The organism is Gelidibacter japonicus (assembly GCF_010725055.1).
Taxonomy (GTDB): Bacteria; Bacteroidota; Bacteroidia; order Flavobacteriales; family Flavobacteriaceae; genus Gelidibacter; species Gelidibacter japonicus.
Genome location: NZ_BJKB01000001.1, coordinates 96,299 through 114,055, shown reverse-complemented (window position 1 = coordinate 114,055; position 17,757 = coordinate 96,299). Strand labels below are relative to the sequence as shown.

At 36.9% G+C, this 17,757-nt stretch carries 14 protein-coding genes; 10 read left to right on the top strand and 4 right to left on the bottom strand.

What is annotated here, in order from left to right:
* Positions 1 to 4: 4 nt before the first annotated feature.
* The 10 genes from G6N06_RS00485 to G6N06_RS00440 all read left to right on the top strand — a co-directional run bounded on the left by G6N06_RS00485 (position 5) and on the right by G6N06_RS00440 (position 11,950).
* The gene (locus tag G6N06_RS00485; protein ID WP_163514094.1) at positions 5 to 1,255 is read left to right on the top strand and encodes a hypothetical protein; all 1,251 of its coding nucleotides are present in this window, start codon (positions 5 to 7) and stop codon (positions 1,253 to 1,255) included.
* The gene (locus tag G6N06_RS00480; RefSeq protein ID WP_163514093.1) at positions 1,224 to 2,363 is read left to right on the top strand and encodes a glycosyltransferase family 4 protein; all 1,140 of its coding nucleotides are present in this window, start codon (positions 1,224 to 1,226) and stop codon (positions 2,361 to 2,363) included. The genes G6N06_RS00485 and G6N06_RS00480 overlap by 32 nt, the downstream gene beginning before the upstream one ends.
* A gap of 121 nt (positions 2,364 to 2,484) precedes the next feature.
* Positions 2,485 to 3,429, top strand: a complete 945-nt coding sequence (locus tag G6N06_RS00475; RefSeq protein WP_163514092.1) for a UDP-glucuronic acid decarboxylase family protein — start codon at positions 2,485 to 2,487, stop codon at positions 3,427 to 3,429.
* A 4-nt stretch (positions 3,430 to 3,433) separates the two neighbouring features.
* On the top strand, positions 3,434 to 5,143 hold the full coding sequence (locus G6N06_RS00470; RefSeq protein WP_163514091.1) for a carbamoyltransferase family protein: 1,710 nt from the start codon (positions 3,434 to 3,436) through the stop codon (positions 5,141 to 5,143).
* Positions 5,144 to 5,611: 468 nt separating this feature from the next.
* Entirely contained in the window at positions 5,612 to 6,160 is a 549-nt protein-coding gene (locus G6N06_RS00465) for a WcaF family extracellular polysaccharide biosynthesis acetyltransferase (protein WP_163514090.1), read from the top strand.
* A gap of 14 nt (positions 6,161 to 6,174) precedes the next feature.
* Complete coding sequence (locus G6N06_RS00460; protein WP_163514089.1) at positions 6,175 to 6,939, top strand: glycosyltransferase family 2 protein; 765 nt, start codon at positions 6,175 to 6,177, stop codon at positions 6,937 to 6,939.
* Positions 6,940 to 7,126: 187 nt separating this feature from the next.
* Entirely contained in the window at positions 7,127 to 8,251 is a 1,125-nt protein-coding gene (locus G6N06_RS00455) for an MraY family glycosyltransferase (RefSeq protein WP_163514088.1), read from the top strand.
* A gap of 83 nt (positions 8,252 to 8,334) precedes the next feature.
* Positions 8,335 to 9,093 (top strand): polysaccharide biosynthesis/export family protein, encoded by a 759-nt coding sequence (locus tag G6N06_RS00450; protein ID WP_163514087.1) that lies wholly within the window; start codon positions 8,335 to 8,337, stop codon positions 9,091 to 9,093.
* Positions 9,094 to 9,095: 2 nt separating this feature from the next.
* The gene (locus G6N06_RS00445) at positions 9,096 to 11,435 is read left to right on the top strand and encodes a GumC family protein (protein WP_163514086.1); all 2,340 of its coding nucleotides are present in this window, start codon (positions 9,096 to 9,098) and stop codon (positions 11,433 to 11,435) included.
* 98 nt (positions 11,436 to 11,533) lie between these two features.
* Positions 11,534 to 11,950 carry a CBS domain-containing protein gene (locus G6N06_RS00440; protein ID WP_163514085.1) on the top strand — a complete coding sequence of 139 codons (417 nt, stop codon included), beginning with the start codon at positions 11,534 to 11,536 and terminating at the stop codon, positions 11,948 to 11,950.
* A gap of 739 nt (positions 11,951 to 12,689) precedes the next feature.
* Here G6N06_RS00440 and rpe read toward each other — a convergent pair.
* The 4 genes from rpe to G6N06_RS00420 all read right to left on the bottom strand — a co-directional run bounded on the left by rpe (position 12,690) and on the right by G6N06_RS00420 (position 17,554).
* On the bottom strand, positions 12,690 to 13,352 hold the full coding sequence (gene rpe / locus G6N06_RS00435) for a ribulose-phosphate 3-epimerase (RefSeq protein ID WP_163514084.1): 663 nt from the start codon (positions 13,350 to 13,352) through the stop codon (positions 12,690 to 12,692).
* Between the two features lie 1,308 nt (positions 13,353 to 14,660).
* The gene (locus G6N06_RS00430) at positions 14,661 to 15,524 is read right to left on the bottom strand and encodes a sigma-70 family RNA polymerase sigma factor (RefSeq protein WP_066433750.1); all 864 of its coding nucleotides are present in this window, start codon (positions 15,522 to 15,524) and stop codon (positions 14,661 to 14,663) included.
* Positions 15,525 to 15,782: 258 nt separating this feature from the next.
* A complete protein-coding gene (locus tag G6N06_RS00425; RefSeq protein WP_163514083.1) occupies positions 15,783 to 16,157 on the bottom strand; it encodes a hypothetical protein in 375 nt (124 codons plus the stop codon).
* A 197-nt stretch (positions 16,158 to 16,354) separates the two neighbouring features.
* Complete coding sequence (locus G6N06_RS00420) at positions 16,355 to 17,554, bottom strand: glutamate-5-semialdehyde dehydrogenase (RefSeq protein ID WP_163514082.1); 1,200 nt, start codon at positions 17,552 to 17,554, stop codon at positions 16,355 to 16,357.
* Between the last annotated feature and the right edge of the window lie 203 nt (positions 17,555 to 17,757).

Below are 17,757 nucleotides of genomic sequence, written 5' to 3'. Positions count from 1 at the left end.
GAATATGGGCAAATCCTTCCCCTTATTTGAGTTGACAGCCCTGTTGTATATACTTCAGTACGGTATTGCGCCCATGTTGGAGTATAAATATGGAGACCTAGGAAGTATGGCCGTTCCTAGCGATCAATATTTGCCATTTGCCACGTATGCAAGTCTATCGTTTATCGCTGGCTTATTTGTGTTTAGGCCAAAATTAAAATTAAAGCCTTTACAAATTGATCCTGAAATGGCATCAGCTTTGGGGCGAATCTTTTTTTCAATTGGCCTTCTAAGCAGTCTTGCAATGCTCGTTCTTCCCTATTCTTTAAGATCCATTGTGACATTTTTCATAATATTGAAATGGCCAGGGGTATTTAGTTTAATCTTTTCAGAAAAGAAGATTGATAAATTATTTGTTATTATTGTGTTTTTAGAAATAGCTGTTACTTCGATTCTGAATGCACTGTTAATAGAGTTTATCGTTTTCTCTATTTTTATATTGATGTATATTAGTCTTCGTTACAAAATATCAACTAAGATTAAGATAGCAGTGGCTTTAACGGGCATGCTGTTTTTAACTATTTATCAAGGCATAAAAGCTGAATATAGAGAGTTGGTTTGGGAGCAAGAGATATCTTTTGAAGAAAAAGTAGGTTTGCTTTCAGAATTAATAACATTCAGTTCCATTCAAGAAACATTTAGTGAAGATATTGATAATAATGACTCGGTGTTACAAACGATTAGTAGGTTGAATCAGGGTTTTCAGACGTCAATGGTAATAGGTCATGTTCCCACACATGTGCCTTTTGAAAATGGAACGGCATTGATGGAAGATATAGCTTCTTCAATGGTACCACGGTTTTTGTACCCAGACAAACGTGTCGTTAACGACTATCAACGGTTTAATTATTATACGGGCTATAGATTAAATGCAACTACTTCAATGAGTATTGGTGTCATTGGAGACGTTTATATTAATTTCGGCTTTTATGGGTCGATATTGGCACTTTTTTTATTGGGCATGTTTTTTTCCAGAATCTCACTTTGGTTTTATAATTCCTATATCAGCAATAATATGTTAAACCTGATTTGGTTGCCTTTTTTATTCAGTTATCTCATCAGGCCCGGAAACGAATTTTACATGGTGCTGAATCACTTGATAAAAGGCCTTATTGTATTCTTTATAGTTAGAGGATTCTTGTATAGATATCTTCAGCGGAACTTATTAAATAAACAAAGATCTATTGAAACGTCAGAGAGTTCTAATTACCATTGATTGGTTTTTGCCAGGCACAAAATCAGGAGGTCCAGTGCGATCTTATGCCAATATGATTGATCATTTAAGCCAATTTTATGATTTTTTAATCATCACCAGAGATACGGATTACTGTTCAGAAGAGGTTTATGACACCATCCACTCGGACTCATGGAACCGGTATAACAAACACACGTCAATCTATTATTTTTCTAAGGAAAACTTGACTCGAAATAACCTTGCTAAACTTATAAAGAACACTGAATTTGACATCTTGTATGTCAATGGGATATACAGTTGGTTTTTTTCAATCCTGCCCATTCTGTTGGTAGATAAAAAGCATAAAACTATTGTTTCTGCGCGGGGTATGTTGAATGCTCAAGCATTTACAGTTAAGAAATTTAAAAAGAAGCTGTTTTTAATTTTGGCCAATGCAATTAAGCTTTATAAGAATGTTCACTTTCATGCCACTAATAGAGATGAGGCCATCCAAATTGAATCTCATATAAAATGTTTTAAAGGCATGAATATAGCGCCTAACCTTCCTCGAAAAACGCAAGGTAGCACAAAAGCTAAACAAAAGCATGAAGGGCCTACGCGTTTTGTTAATATCGCAAGAGTGTCAATCGAAAAGGGGACTTTAAAAATGATTAAGGCGATGAGAACAATCACCTCGGAGATCATTATAGAAATTTATGGGCCAATATATGATTCAGAATATTGGAGCAAATGTCAAAACAGTATAAGCGAACTTCCTGAAAATTTAAAAGTGGAATACAAAGGTGTACTTGCAAGTGAAGACGTTCCCAATGCATTGAACGATTATGATTACTTGATCTTGCTTTCAGAAGGAGAAAATTTTGGACATGCCATAATCGAAGCTTTGTCAAGCGGCCTGCCTGTTTTAATTTCTAGTAACACCCCTTGGAAGGATTTGGAATCCAAATCGATTGGTTGGGATGTCAATATCGAAAAAGAAGAGGAGATTATTAATGCGATCAATAAGGCTACACAAATGTCTCCATTGGAGTATTCAAGATGGTCACAGGCAGCCCTTGAATTTGCTGATGAATTCACTCAAAATCCTGAACTCATAGCACAAAATAGAGCCTTGTTTTTGAATTCTTAAAATGAAAAAATGAACCGAGAATGGTAAAACGTTATCGTATAAAAAAATAATCAATAGGGGATTGCACCTGTTTGTCGATAGTGTATACTGTATTGAAAATAAAAAAGATTATAAAACACGTATGAAACGAGTACTTATTACAGGAGGCGCTGGATTTGTCGGTTCCCATTTATGTGAACGATTATTGAAAGAGGGGAATGAAGTGATCTGTTTAGATAACTATTTTACGGGCAGTAAGAAAAACATTGAACATCTCATGGACAATCATTATTTTGAGTTGGTAAGACATGATGTTATCAATCCTTATATGATTGAAGTAGATGAGATTTATAACCTTGCCTGTCCTGCCTCGCCAGTGCATTACCAATACAATCCCATAAAAACAATTAAAACTTCAGTTATGGGCGCCATCAATATGTTGGGATTGGCAAAACGTGTTGGCGCTAAAATATTACAGGCATCCACCAGTGAAGTTTATGGCGATCCAGCAGTGCATCCGCAACCAGAAACCTATTGGGGGAACGTCAATCCTATTGGTTTAAGATCGTGTTATGACGAGGGAAAACGCTGTGCAGAGACTTTGTTTATGGATTACCATATTCAAAACGACGTCAATATTAAGATCATCAGAATCTTTAATACCTATGGGCCAAATATGAATCCAAATGATGGGCGTGTGGTTTCCAACTTTATCATGCAAGCCTTACAAGGAAAAGATATCACTATTTTTGGTGACGGGACACAAACGCGAAGTTTTCAGTACGTAGATGACTTAGTGGAAGGCACCATTAGAATGATGAACAGTCGAGATGGCTTTACAGGGCCTGTAAATATTGGCAATCCTGTAGAATTTACCATGTTGGAGTTGGCAAATAATGTTATTAAATTGACCAATTCAAAATCAAAATTGGTGCATATGCCATTGCCACAGGATGATCCTTTACAGCGCAGGCCGGTCATTGATTTGGCGAAAAAAGAACTGAATGGTTGGGAGCCAAAAGTGCATCTGGAGGAAGGTTTGAAGAAAACAATTACTTATTTTGATAATTTATTAAAACACGTATAATAACATGTATATTTTAGGCATAAACGCATATCATGCAGACAGTTCTGCGGCACTTTTGAGGAATGGAGAAGTTATTTTCGCGACAGAAGAAGAGCGTTTTGAGCGCATTAAACATTGGGCAGGATTACCTTTGAAATCTATTGCGTTTTGTTTGGAAGCGGAAGGCATATCCATTAAAGATGTGGCCGCTATTTGCATTGGGCGTGATCCCAAAGCAAAATTGAAAAATAAAATAAGATACACCCTTAGCAATAGGAAAATTGCGATGGCAATGTTTAAACAACGTTTTTCGAATAGGAATGATTTACAATCTATTGAAGGCCAGATAACAGAGACTTTTGGTTATTGTCCTCCTGTCCAATATATAGAACACCATCGTGCACACTTGGCATCCGCCTTTTTTTCCAGTCCTTTTGATGAAGCTGCAGTTGTTTCAATAGATGGTTCAGGTGATTTTTCGACAGTCATGATTGGGAGAGCCAAAAACAATACCATTGAAGTTTTGGAGTCTCAGGACTTCCCCGTAAGTATAGGTATTTTTTATTCCGCATTTACTCAATTCTTAGGGTTTCCATATTATGGAGATGAGTATAAGGTTATGGGTTTATCGCCCTATGGACAGCCCGTTTTTTTGGAGGAAATGCGCAAAGTTATATGGTCCGGAAAAAAAACGATTTTAGAATGGGACAAAAGTTACTTTGATTTAGAAGGTGGTGTGATTTCGTATGAAAATAATATGCCTATAGTCAGCACTCTATTTAAAAAGGAAAAAATAGAATCTATATTTGGTAAGAAGAAGTCAAAAACAGATGAATTTGAACAGCGTCATAAAAATATAGCGAGTAGTGTTCAAAAGAGAACAGAAGAACTCATATTTGAGATCTTGATACGAGCTTTTGAACTTACTGGATTAGATAAGGTTTGTATTGCTGGTGGGGTTGCACAAAACAGTGTGGCAAATGGTAAGGTTTTGGAACATACGCCATTTAAACAATTGTATATACCAAGTGCTGGGCATGATGCAGGAATATCAATGGGAGCCGCGCAGTATTACTACTTTAATGATTTAAAAAACGAACGTATTGAGCCGTTGTATAATGCGAATTTAGGTATTTCGTTTACCAATGATCAAATAAAAGGAATTTTGGATGAATTGAATTTGGAGGCTACTTACATGGAAGATGAACAGCTTTTTGAATATTTAGCAACACAAATTAGTACCAGTGCGGTTGTTGGATTTTTTGACGGTAGAGCTGAATTTGGACCACGAGCCTTAGGCAGTCGTTCTATTTTGGCAGATCCGAGAAATGAGAAAGCTCAGCAATTACTCAATGAGAAAATAAAAAAGCGCGAATCATTTAGACCATTTGCACCCAGTATTTTAGAAGAGTTTGGATCAACATATTTTGAAAACTATCAGTTCACTCCTTTTATGGAACGTGTATTGCCAATTAAACAGGAAATGAGATCAAAAATCCCTGCCGTAACCCATGTAGATGGTAGTGGAAGATTACAATCAGTGAACAAGGAACTTAGACCACGTTATCATGCATTGATCACCAAGTTTTACGAAAAAACTGGAGTACCAATACTCATTAATACATCTTTCAATGAAAATGAACCTGTAGTAAACCATCCCAAAGAAGCATTGGATTGTTTTTTTAGAACGAATCTTGATGTTCTAGTATTGCAAAACTATGTACTTATAAAATAATATTATAATAATTAAAATAGCAATCAATATTTCTACTTGAAATTTCGAGAGGCTGTTAGAATTAAATTTAAGTGTCTATATCTTAAGAGTCTTAAAATAAGATTTGTGTGTCGTAACTAATAATGAAAAGTAAAACCGCCCTGAATCTTTATGATCTTAATTTGTCCAATAATTTAATGTCGTCCTAAGCAAAAGTGTTGCGTTTCGGTAATTGTTCAGCATTCATGAAAAGGTAAATTCTGCTACCGCCTTTCTTACGACTGAGGTTTAAAAAAACGAACGCTCATACTAACATTAATGAATAAAAATAAAGCCTCAGAGAAAATCTATTAAATTTTCTTGTTCATGCGTCCAATTTTGAGCTTCTTAATACTGTTTTGTAAAGACTGGCGTATTAATAAACCTTAGAATGCGTTGTTGATTTCTATTTTTAATTGATAGTGTAATATTTGTAAATAGCATACAGTTATGATAACAGATTTGTCCTCATATAACAATACATGGTATCATCCAGGTTCTCGATTTAAATGTGTGTTATGGTATTTGATAAATATTTTATTTTTTAGAAGTCCCTTAGTTCCAATATCGTCAATAAAACGGAGTTTACTGCGTTTGTTTGGTGCTAAAATAGGAAGTGGTGTTGTTATAAAACCTAGGGTTAATATTAAATATCCCTGGTTTTTATCTGTTGATGATAATACCTGGATAGGAGAGGATGTTTGGATAGATAATCTAGCCCAGGTGACCATTGGAAAGAATGTCTGTCTTTCACAAGGAGCCATGATTTTATGTGGAAGTCATGATTATACTAAACCAGCATTTGATTTACTTATAGGTCCAATTATTCTTGAGGATGGTGTGTGGATTGGAGCTCAAGCTGTTGTTTCATTGGGTGTTACTTGTCAAAGTCATTCTGTCTTGACATTAAAATCTGTGGCTAACAAAAATTTAAAGCCGTATTATATATATCAAGGAAACCCTGCTAAGGAAATAAGGTTAAGAATTAGAACTGAATAAAACATCGATACTAAATGAAGATTTCTGTTATAACCGCTACATATAATAGTGCCAAAACCTTGGAGGTCTGTATGGACTCCGTGTTGCAACAAACTTATAAGGACATTGAATATATTATCATTGACGGTAACTCTAAAGACGATACCCTCAATTTAATCAATTCAAAAGCAGAAAAACACACTAATATTATCGTTGTTTCTGAACCAGATAAAGGTATTTACGACGCTTTAAACAAAGGGATTTCCAAGGCTTCGGGCGATGTTATTGGGTTTGTGCATTCAGATGACTTTCTTGCAGACCCTACAGTGGTTGCACAAATTGCGGAAGCTTTTAAGTCTGAAACCCTTGATGGTGTCTATGGGAATTTGCATTATGTGCAGTTTGACGATACTTCCAAAATTGTACGCAACTGGGTAAGCCAGCCCTTCTATCCAAAATTATTGACCCGCGGATGGATGCCGGCACATCCTACCTTGTTCTTGAAAAAGGAGGTCTATTCGCAATTTGGACAATTTAATTTGGACTATAAAATTGCTGCCGATTATGATTTTATTCTAAGAGTGTTTAAACAAGAACAGCATCAGTTTAAATATTTGCCCTTGACCATTACTAAAATGAGAGTAGGTGGGGCGAGCAATAGAAGTCTTAAAAACCTTTTTCAAAAAACGAAGGAAGACTTTAATGCCGCCAGTATGAACAAGATTCCCTTTCCGTTAAAAGTCATCCTTTCAAAAAATCTCTCCAAAATTCCGCAATGGCTTTTCAAACATCCAGAATAATTAGTGAAAAGATTTAATGTTTTGAGCTAATCAAATATAACTGAGAGCATTATTTTTGAACCCATATAATTTTAGTGCGAAATTGGATGATTTTATAATTCAAAAGCTTGTGAAAATTAACACTTTACACGTATCTTTGTCAAAATTCCCCCAGGATTTGCGCATTGAAATTTAAACCTATCACATCATGATTCAAGAATTGCTTTCCTATTTTGATCCACTCGATCATGTGGTCATTTGGTTGTTTCTGGCATTCCTCATTGCACTTTTTGTATCTTTTAACACCTTTCCGGCCATCTTTATGATTGCTGTAAAGAAACAACTCATGGACGAGCCTGGTTCACGAAGTGTTCACTCAAAAAGGACACCTACACTAGGTGGTATTGCAATTTTTGTGAGCTTGGTCGTGGTCATTACGACGCTTGGTGGACTATTGAATACTAAGGTGTTATTGCTGCTTTTGGGCGGGATGACCATCTTGTTCTTTTTAGGCCTCAAAGATGACTTACTGGTGCTATCACCTAGAAAAAAATTTTTGGGACAACTTATGGCCGCTTTGGTGTTGATAATTTTTACCGATACTCGTATCATTGGGTTTTCTGGAATTTTTGGGATTACAGTATTGCCCTATTGGTTGTCCGTAGCTTTTACATTGTTTGTGTATATACTGATTATTAATGCTTATAATCTTATCGATGGGGTTGACGGGCTGGCTGGAAGTTTGGCTCTATTTGCCTGTGCTGCTTTTGCTTATGTGTTTTTGAAAACTCAGGATATAAGTATGGCTACTATTGCAGTAGCAACCATAGGCTCTTTAATACCTTTCCTGAGATTAAATTTTGCTAAGAAAAGAAAAATCTTTATGGGCGATACAGGCTCCATGGTGATTGGGTTCTTGCTCTCCTTTTTCGTAGTCCGATTTATTGGTGAAGCTCAGTTGTACCGTGGGTCTATTTTTTTTAATTCTGCTCCTGTATTAGCTTTGGCGATAATGTTTTTTCCACTTTTAGATACGTTCCGCGTTTTTTTTATTCGCCTAATACTTCATAAAAAAAGTCCGTTTCATGCCGATCAAAACCATTTGCACCATGGCTTTCTAAAGATGGGATATTCACATGCTCAAACTACAATGTGTATTGTGATCATCAATGTGGTTTTATTTGTTTTGGCGGTTCTTTTTAAGGAATTTGAAATCCATCTTCAGTTGGTTCTCTTGCTTTTAATTGGAACTATTTTGTATTCTTTGATTTTTTTATACCATTGGGCTTTAAATTCAAAATCTAAATCTGAATTGGCGAAAGAGACGCACTGATTGAGTACATTTTATAAAAAACACCTTACTTTTGCAGATCACTTGTATAAAATCTTATGTTCAAACATTTCAAAATAATTTTAATGAAATACATTCTATTGGGATTAATAGCCCTCTTTTTTTTGAATTCATGTGCCACGAAAAAGGAAATCCTTTATTTTCAGGATTCTAAGGAGTTTGACAATACTGAAATCAATTATAGCAAACCAACTCTTCAGCCAAATGATATCTTGAAAATTACGGTAGGAGCTCTCGTTCCGGAAGCAGCGATTCCATATAACAAAGTATCTCCAGGAATTAGTCAATCTAGCATTGATTTAATGAGGCTTGAAGGTTATTTGGTTTCTGAAAGTAACACCATAAATTTTCCACAATTAGGTATTATCTCTACAAAAGGTAAAACCACGACGCAGCTACAGGAAGAATTGACGAAACTATTGGAGGATGGTGGCCATCTAAAAAATCCAACGGTCAATGTGAGGCTTCTTAATGCAAAAGTTACTGTTTTAGGTGAAGTTAGAACTCCAGGAACTTATAATTTTACGGAGGAAAGTGTCACCTTATTGCAGGCTTTGGGATATGCCGGTGATTTGACTATTAATGGAAAGCGTGAGGATGTGCTATTAATTAGAGAAACAGATGGCGTCTTTAAAACCACACATCTGAATTTAACTTCTGCAGCGCTTTTAAAGAGTCCTTATTACTATATTAACCCCAATGATGTGATAATGGTAAATCCTAATGCCCCTAAAGTTAAAAGCTCTGGTTTTGTAGGTAACGTGGGAACTTTTATTTCAGTGTTTTCTATAGTATTGAGTACGGTGATTTTAATAACAAAATAATAATGAATCAAGAAAGAGTGAATACCCTTACTGGAAAAACTGATCAAGGTGAACTTATAAAGAACGAGGTTAAAAAATATTTACGTTATTGGTTTTGGTTTGTAATTATTGCCCTCATTTCTATTAGCGTTGCCTTTATCTATTTAAGATATACCCCAAACGTTTATAGAACCACTTCCAAAATTCAAATTTTAAATAAAAGCAAAGGGATAGAGATGCCTTCTTCTGCCTTTATTTTTAATCGCTCTACCATTAATTTGGAAAATGAGATGGAAGTCATAAAATCCTTACGCATTAGTGAGCTAGTAGTTAGAAACCTCGATTTGACCATGGCTTTCTATGAAGAAGGGAATGTAAGAACTTCCGAAATAGCGGGATTTCCTTTTAGCCTGACTAAAACAATCCCCAACGATAGTATTAAATCTCACCAATCCTTTAAGATATTGATTAAGGAAAAGGGATTTGAAGTATATCGAGGGAATTCAGAGAAGCCCATAATATTTCCGAATTATAGTTCTTTTAATGTGAGTCATGATCTGCCTTTTGAATTGGAAGCGGGAAGTTTAAAGAGTATTAAAGAAAATAAAGGAAAAACCTATATTTTTAAGCTTTCACCCATTACGGCAGCAGCAAAAAGCTTAAAAGGTAGTTTGGGGGTTTCTGTAATGGGAAGAGATAGTGATCTCTTACAGCTCAGTCTGAGTGGTGAAAGCAAGCAGAAATCAGAGCGAATCCTTAATGAGGTGATTTCGGTATTCAATATGGACGGAATCGTGGACCGTCAAGAGGTATCTAAGAGGACCATTGCGTTTATTGAAGAACGCTTCGAGCTTTTGGCCGGTGAATTGGATTCCATTGAGGGAAATAAACGAGATTATAAACAGAACAACAATTTTTTTAATGTTGAGTCTGATGCAGCTTTGGGAATTTCTCAACGTACAGAGGCAGAGAATGAAGTGTTTGAGATTGAAAGTCAAATTTTGCTCTCAAACATGTTAGCTGAATCTTTGGACGTGCGAAATAATGACTATCAATTGTTGCCGGCCAATATTGGGATTTCGAGTGTTAATACGAATGAGCTTATCAACACATATAATTCGCTGATTTTCGAACGTGATAATTACTTGACCAGCGGTGGGAAAAATAATCCAATGGTGTTATCATTGAATGAAAAGCTGAAAGAGTTGGCAATTAACATCAGTAACTCCATATCGGCTTACAAATCACAATTGGAAGCTACTAAAAATCAACTAATCAAAAGAAATGCTAAATTTTCCTCTCAAGTTTCCGCCATTCCGGCAAAAGAGAAAATCATGCGTTCTATTGAACGACAGCAGGCTATTAAGGAAACTTTATACTTGTTTTTGCTTCAAAAAAGAGAGGAAGCGGGGATTAATTTAGCAATTACAGAACCTTCGATAAAAGTTGTAGAATATGCTATCTCTGGCGGTGCACCAATATCACCAAACAGAAAAAACGTATACCTCTTGGCATTTGCAATCGGTTTACTTGTACCTTTTGGGGTTATTTACGTTAGTATTTTGTTGGATACAAAAGTCCAAGGAAAAAAGGATGTCGAATTAAGGGTTCCTAAAATCCCTGTCTTGGCGGAGCTTCCGAAGATAAAAGATGAGAATTTAGTATTTGCTGATCCTACAGACCGTACAACCCAAGCGGAAGCGTTTAGAATACTGAGTTCAAATGTTAATTATGTTTTACCTCGTGTTTCGGAAGAAGGGAAAGTTATTTATATAACGTCTACAATAAAGGGTGAGGGTAAGACTTATGCTGGAATTAATCTTTCATTGGCCCTTACGAGCTTAAATAAAAAGGTTTTGCTGATTGGTGCCGATTTGCGGAATCCGCAAATCCATCATTATACAATACCACAAATGGATAAGAATGAGCTAGGATTATCCAATTATTTATATGATGATTCTTTTGATTGGCGAAGTGCTTTGATTAAAGGTTTTCCGAAGCATCCAGATCATGATACTTTACTTTCTGGAACCATTCCTCCGAATCCGGCTCATTTGTTGACCAACGGTCGTTTTGAACAACTGTTGAATGATGCCAAAGAAATCTATGATTATATTGTTGTAGATACTGCCCCGACAATCTTGGTAACGGATACTTTGCTAATTTCAGAGCTCGCCGATGTTACTTTGTATATGGTACGTGCAGGAGTTACTGAAAAAAATCTTCTTGATTTTTCTAAAAATTTAGCTGAAACGGGGCGATTAAAAAATATGGCCTACGTGATTAATGGTGTCGGTGAAAGTAGATCTTATGGGTATAGTTACAATTATGGTTACAATTATGGTTATGGTAGCCATGAATAGGAGCATCGGTTTCAGTTTATAGGCAAACCTGATTTTTATCATACTTGTTACAGGTTTTATAGGCTATCTTTATTAGTGATTTATAAAACACAAGAACCATGAAAAATATACCATTGATTTCTTCAATAATGTCCACCAAGATCATTACGCTTAAAAAGGACGATGAACTTGAAACGGCAGAACGTTTGTTTAAACGGCACAAAATCAGACATATCCCTGTGGTAGAAGGTGAATCCATAATAGGTATGTTGAGCTACACCGATTTATTGCGAATTAGTTTTGTGGATGCCGTAGATGATGATGGTGAGATTGAAAGTTTGGTCTACAATATGTTTACCATAGAGCAGGTGATGGCCAAAAATGTGGTCAGTGTGCCTTCTACAGCGAACATTAAAGAGGTTGCCGAGATTTTAGCCAAAAAAGAGTTTCACGCCTTACCGGTTGTTGATGATGACGTGCTCGTGGGGATTGTGACGACTACCGATCTGATTAATTTTTTGATTATGCGGCTTTAAAGAGGATAGAGGGAAGTGCGTAGAGGGCAGTAGACAGGCGTAATGCCCTTATTTAGTTATGATTCATTTTATGAAAAGAGATATTAAGTATTTGGTTTCAGAAAAAGTCTTCTTACCACTAGTTCATGCGAAATTGGTATTAGGTTGTTGGATTTGGATATTTTGGTAGAAATTGTACCGGAATGTATGAAAAATTTAGTCCGTATGTGCTGTTAGGATAGAGGCAGGATAAAGGCAGGATAAAGGCACCTTAAAGCCACAAGTGTTAAATTTAATTAATGGGTTGTGAAATAGCTTCATTGGAATGAACTATAATGTTTCCAACGAAAATAATCGTTTGATTAAAAGTAACCTAATGGCCAAAATACGGGACTAAAGACTCTATGTATGATAGATTCAAAACTAGGCTGATAGTAGTATTGAGCGGTTTAGAATTGTCGGTGATAAACACCAACTAGGGCGGAAAAACCAGTCTATCCATTAAATGGAGTTTGTAATTTCAAGTGTTTTGTTTCAACTTCAATTTCAATTTCCTGCCTTCACAGGAGTTGCCCGCCTCTACAAAAGTTTTCCGACAAAGCTTTGTTTAGGATGGACAGGCGCTGTAACGTCAATTTCATGGTATCCTTGCACAGGCAGAACTGAACTCACACTTCACTAATCGTCAGCCCGCCCGTACCGACGGATTATGCGAATTCCATCATAAAGGAAACGGTACGTTCGGGCAAGTCGTTAATCTTTATGAATTGGCCAAGTCTCTCAAGGCTTTTATAGTTGCCGTTGGATTAGCGCTTCCAAAGACGTGGCTACCAGCCACAAAAGTATCGGCACCTGCTTCAACTAATTTTTGAATATTTTTATCAGTGACGCCACCATCAACTTCAATACGCGTGTCCAAACCTTGGGCATCAATCATCTGACGCAGATTCTTAATGCGTTTATAAGTGACTTCTTCAAATTTCTGACCACCAAAACCAGGATTAATGGACATTAACAAGACCATATAGCATTCTGGAAGGATATCTTCCAAAACTACAAGAGGTGTTGTTATATTCAATACTACACCTGCTTTACAGCCGGCATCTTTGATTTGCCTTAAGGTTCTATGCAAGTGAACGGTAGATTCGTAATGCACCGTGATAATGTCTGCTCCAACTTTCGCGAATTCTTCAATATAGCGCTCTGGTTTCTCAATCATTAAATGCACATCCAATGGTTTTGTGGCATGTTTTTTAATGGCGGAAATGACTGGCATTCCGTAAGAGATGTTAGGTACAAAATGGCCATCCATGACGTCAATATGGAACCAATCCGCATCACTGTGGTTGACCATTTCGATGTCACGTTGGAGGTTGGCAAAATCGGCTGCTAAAATTGAAGGGGCAATGAGTTTTGAAGACATAAAGAGTTGTTGTAAAGTTTTTGCAAAGATAGAGAAAAAAAGTTGGCAGTTGGCAGTCTGCGGTTGACAGTTGGTTCTTCAAATTTTGTTTCAAGTTTCGAGTTTCAGGTTTCTTTGTTCTAAATAACATTGCCTATTTATGCAAAATATAAGGTTTGCCAAAATGTTTTGTATAACTGTATCAGGATTTATTCTTTAACCGGTATAGTTATTTGAGGACGGGTCAGGGATAAAAAGCCGGCATTCTGCAGTCTGCAGTTGGCGGTCTCAGTTTTCTGACAATTTATTTCTTTTGTTTCACATTTTTCCATCTTCAATCATCAACCTTCAATCAACAATCAACAATCAACAATCATCAATCATCAATCATCAATCATCAATCTTCAATCATCAGTCATCAATCATCAATCATCAATCTTCAATCTTCAATCATCAATCATCAATCATCAATCATCAATCATCAGTCATCAATCATCAATCTTCAATCATCAATCATCAGTCATCAATCATCAATCTTCAATCTTCAATCATCAATCATCAGTCATCAATCATCAATCTTCAATCATCAATCATCAGTCATCAATCATCAATCTTCAATCTTCAATCATCAATCATCAGTCATCAATCATCAATCTTCAATCATCAATCATCAGTCATCAATCATCAATCTTCAATCTTCAATCATCAATCATCAGTCATCAATCATCAATCTTCAATCATCAATCATCAGTCATCAATCATCAATCATCAATCATCAATCTTCAATCATCAGTCATCAATCATCAATCTTCAATCATCAATCATCAGTCATCAATCATCAATCTTCAATCTTCAATCATCAATCATCAGTCATCAATCATCAATCATCAATCTTCAATCATCAGTCATCAATCATCAATCATCAATCATCAATCATCAATCATCAATCGTTAACCCCACCTCCGGCTCGTTATCTGCGAAAATCTGCGGAATCTGTGGGAAACTTTTAAATGTAGATAGAGCACTCATCTGAAGTGTTTCTCAATACAGAATAATAAGTAGACCTGTTAGTCTTTTTCTTCTCAAGAAGAGGTTTATAAGTGGGCTAAAAAAAATGAACCCCCGGTAATCAGCCGAGGGTTCTTTCATCAATCAAAAAACGAACAGCTTACTACCTGCGAAAGCAGGTATCTCATTTAAGAGAATATGCTGTTTGTTGTCTTCAAATTCCTCCCGAAGTTTCAGGATTTAAGGCCGATGTTCCAAAATCATCGTTTGGAATTTGCCTGCCTGTCGGCAGACGGGGCGCTTTAAATTTGGATTTAATCTTTATCCAAGATAGGTTTTCAATATTTTGCTTCGTGAGGTATGTTTCAACCTACGAATTGCTTTTTCTTTAATTTGACGGACGCGTTCACGAGTTAAGTCGAATGTTTCACCAATCTCTTCTAAGGTCATAGGGTGTTGATCTCCCAAACCAAAGTACAATCGGATGACATCGGCTTCTCTAGGTGTCAATGTTTCCAACGCACGTTCAATTTCTGTGCGCAACGACTCATGCAACAAATCCTTATCCGGATTTGGAGATTCGCCAGAGCGTAAAACGTCATAGAGGTTGGAATCCTCACCTTCAACCAAAGGCGCATCCATCGATACGTGACGGCCAGAGTTTTTCATGGACTCTTTTACATCATTGATGGTCATGTCCAATTCTTTGGCAATTTCCTCTGCACTTGGCGGACGTTCATGACTTTGCTCCAAAAACGCAAAAGTTTTGTTGATCTTATTGATGGAGCCAATTTTATTCAATGGCAACCGTACAATACGCGATTGCTCAGCTAACGCTTGTAAAATGGATTGACGAATCCACCACACGGCGTAGGAAATAAATTTGAATCCACGTGTTTCATCAAAACGTTGTGCCGCTTTAATAAGGCCTAAGTTACCTTCATTGATTAAATCTGGTAAGGTCAACCCTTGATTTTGATATTGTTTTGCTACCGATACGACAAAACGTAAGTTGGCTTTGGTTAACTTTTCTAAAGCCAGTTGATCTCCAGCTTTGATGCGTTGCGCCAATTCTACTTCCTCATCTGCGGTAATTAAGTCAACTTTTCCAATTTCTTGGAGATACTTGTCTAGCGAAGCCGTTTCCCTGTTGGTTACTTGCTTCGTAATTTTGAGTTGTCTCATTTAAATGTGCCTCTCTAATTTAAAATGGTGAATAATCCTTTCGTAAGTAGTTATACGTAAAAGACGCTCTAAATGTTACAAGAAAGTTGAAATTAATTTTAATCTATAGAAAGCTACACTAAATGATCTCTTTCAAACCATAGGTGGCGGTGAATCGTTTTCAGTTGTTATTTCTATGGAAGGACCATAGGATTGCTTTGGAAGGCCTATCAAAGAAAAAAGACTTTTAGCGCAGCGGCTAAAAGTCTTTTGTTTTAGTTAAAGTTTGATCAATTTTTTATCCGTCAAATTGATGTCTTCCAACATCTCATTCGTGAATTTGTAATGCCCCCGGGTAGTTATGATCTTGAAACGGGAAGCACTCATGGCGCTTAAGGTATTTAAAAACAGCCATTTTGATTTCAATAAGCGTGTTTTATCCGACTTTAAACTCAATTCAAAATAGTGTTTTCTCCCTTCCTTTTCTGCTACAATATCGGGTGTTATGTTGATATCACTCCCTTTTTTGAGGTATGATTTTGGGGTTTCGTAACCCTCCGCGTCTGCTTTGATATTCTCAAAACCAATGTTCTCTAAGTATTCTAAAGAGGTACTTAAAATTTCCGAATATTTTTCTTTATCTGTATGAACCATAGGCAATAAGATAGTTTAATTTTTGACAAATACAAGTTTTTATGATTCTTTAACTTTTTTAGTCGGCAGTCAGCAGTTGACAGTCGACAGTCGACATTGACTCTCACCTCTCACCTCTCACCTCTCACCTCTCACCACTCACCACTAATCCCTCATCCCTAATTCCTCATCCCTCATCCCTCAAAACCCGAAACCACTTAAGCCCTCACATGTCCGTCGCCAAACACATAATACTTATTGGTGACCAATTGCTTTAGCCCCAATGGACCTCTGTGGTGCAGTTTATCGGTGCTGATGGCCAGCTCTGCGCCAACGCCCATTTGTCCGCCGTCAGTGAAGCGTGTGGACGCATTATGGTATACTGCAGCACTATCAACTTGCTCCATGAATTTCTGCGCCAATTTTTTGTCTTCGGTGAGAATGGAGGACGAATGCCCACCAGAGTAGGTGTTGATCATCTCAATAGCAACATCCTCATTTTCAGCTTCTGCAATGACAAGTTTCATGGCCAAAAATTCTTCGTACCAAGTGTCCTCATTTTCGATTTTGGCTTCGTTGGTGAGAATGTTGCCGACCTTTTCATCCACAAGCAATTCCACCTCCAGATTGTGTAAAATGGCCTGAAGATCTTTCAATTTGGTGTCGTAATTTGGAAGCCTTTTATCGATCAGGACCTTATCCAAAGCGTTACATCCCGAAATCTTATCGGTTTTGGCATTGACGATCACCTTGACTGTTTTTTCCCAATCGGCATCCTGGGCAACATATAGGAAGTTGTTTCCTCTGCCGCTGATCAATACTGCACAAGTGGCATGGTCTTTTACAAATTTAATCAAACGTTCGCCACCTCTTGGGACAATCAAATCGATCTTTTCTGTCGGATTCCTTAAGAATTCCTGTGTTTCTTCACGTTGAAGATGCAACAGTTGGATCCAGTCTTTGGAAAGACCGTTGTCTTCCAAAGCTTGGTGCCAACATTTTTCGAGAATAAGGTTACTGTGGAGCGCCTCTTTTCCGCCTTTCAAAAGAATCTTGTTGTTGGCCTTAAAGGCCAATACGGCAGCTTCAATGGTCACATCCGGTCGCGATTCATAAATGATCATGATCGTACCAAATGGGGCGGTTTTATTGGTGATTTGCAAGCCACTGTCCAAAGTCAAATTTGAGATCTCCTGCCCTACAGGATCTTCTTGGGCTTCTACTTCCGAGATGGCCTTGATCATCCCATCAATTTTGGAATCATCAACCACCAAGCGGTCATAAAGGGCTTGATCACTTTTGCCAAAGGCATCCAAGTCTTTTTGATTTGCTTTTAAAATATTGTTTCGCTCCTTATCAATAATAGTCATCATTGATTGTAGCACCTTGTTTTTTATGTTTGTATTTAAAAGTTTCATTATGTTATGTTTTATTTAAATTAATATTATCTGATTAATACTTCTTGCACTTCGTTCAGTGGATATTGAGAAGGTTCTTATGGGCCGATTGGAAATCTTGTTGGGATAAAATTTGTAACCCTTCCGTCTTCAATTCCTTTTATGGAATTGAATCCAAATTCCCTTCATTTCGACAGGCTCAATGGAGGGTGGAGGGAATTCTT

Coding starts and splice junctions, on each gene's coding strand:
- G6N06_RS00470 (WP_163514091.1), top strand. CDS start 3,434: ATGTATATTTTAGGCATAAACGCATATCATGCAGACAGTTCTGCGGCA.
- G6N06_RS00465 (WP_163514090.1), top strand. CDS start 5,612: ATGATAACAGATTTGTCCTCATATAACAATACATGGTATCATCCAGGT.
- G6N06_RS00445 (WP_163514086.1), top strand. CDS start 9,096: ATGAATCAAGAAAGAGTGAATACCCTTACTGGAAAAACTGATCAAGGT.
- G6N06_RS00440 (WP_163514085.1), top strand. CDS start 11,534: ATGAAAAATATACCATTGATTTCTTCAATAATGTCCACCAAGATCATT.
- G6N06_RS00485 (WP_163514094.1), top strand. CDS start 5: ATGGGCAAATCCTTCCCCTTATTTGAGTTGACAGCCCTGTTGTATATA.
- G6N06_RS00420 (WP_163514082.1), bottom strand. CDS start 17,554: ATGAAACTTTTAAATACAAACATAAAAAACAAGGTGCTACAATCAATG.
- G6N06_RS00430 (WP_066433750.1), bottom strand. CDS start 15,524: ATGAGACAACTCAAAATTACGAAGCAAGTAACCAACAGGGAAACGGCT.
- G6N06_RS00455 (WP_163514088.1), top strand. CDS start 7,127: ATGATTCAAGAATTGCTTTCCTATTTTGATCCACTCGATCATGTGGTC.
- G6N06_RS00475 (WP_163514092.1), top strand. CDS start 2,485: ATGAAACGAGTACTTATTACAGGAGGCGCTGGATTTGTCGGTTCCCAT.
- G6N06_RS00425 (WP_163514083.1), bottom strand. CDS start 16,157: ATGGTTCATACAGATAAAGAAAAATATTCGGAAATTTTAAGTACCTCT.
- G6N06_RS00460 (WP_163514089.1), top strand. CDS start 6,175: ATGAAGATTTCTGTTATAACCGCTACATATAATAGTGCCAAAACCTTG.
- rpe (WP_163514084.1), bottom strand. CDS start 13,352: ATGTCTTCAAAACTCATTGCCCCTTCAATTTTAGCAGCCGATTTTGCC.
- G6N06_RS00450 (WP_163514087.1), top strand. CDS start 8,335: ATGAAATACATTCTATTGGGATTAATAGCCCTCTTTTTTTTGAATTCA.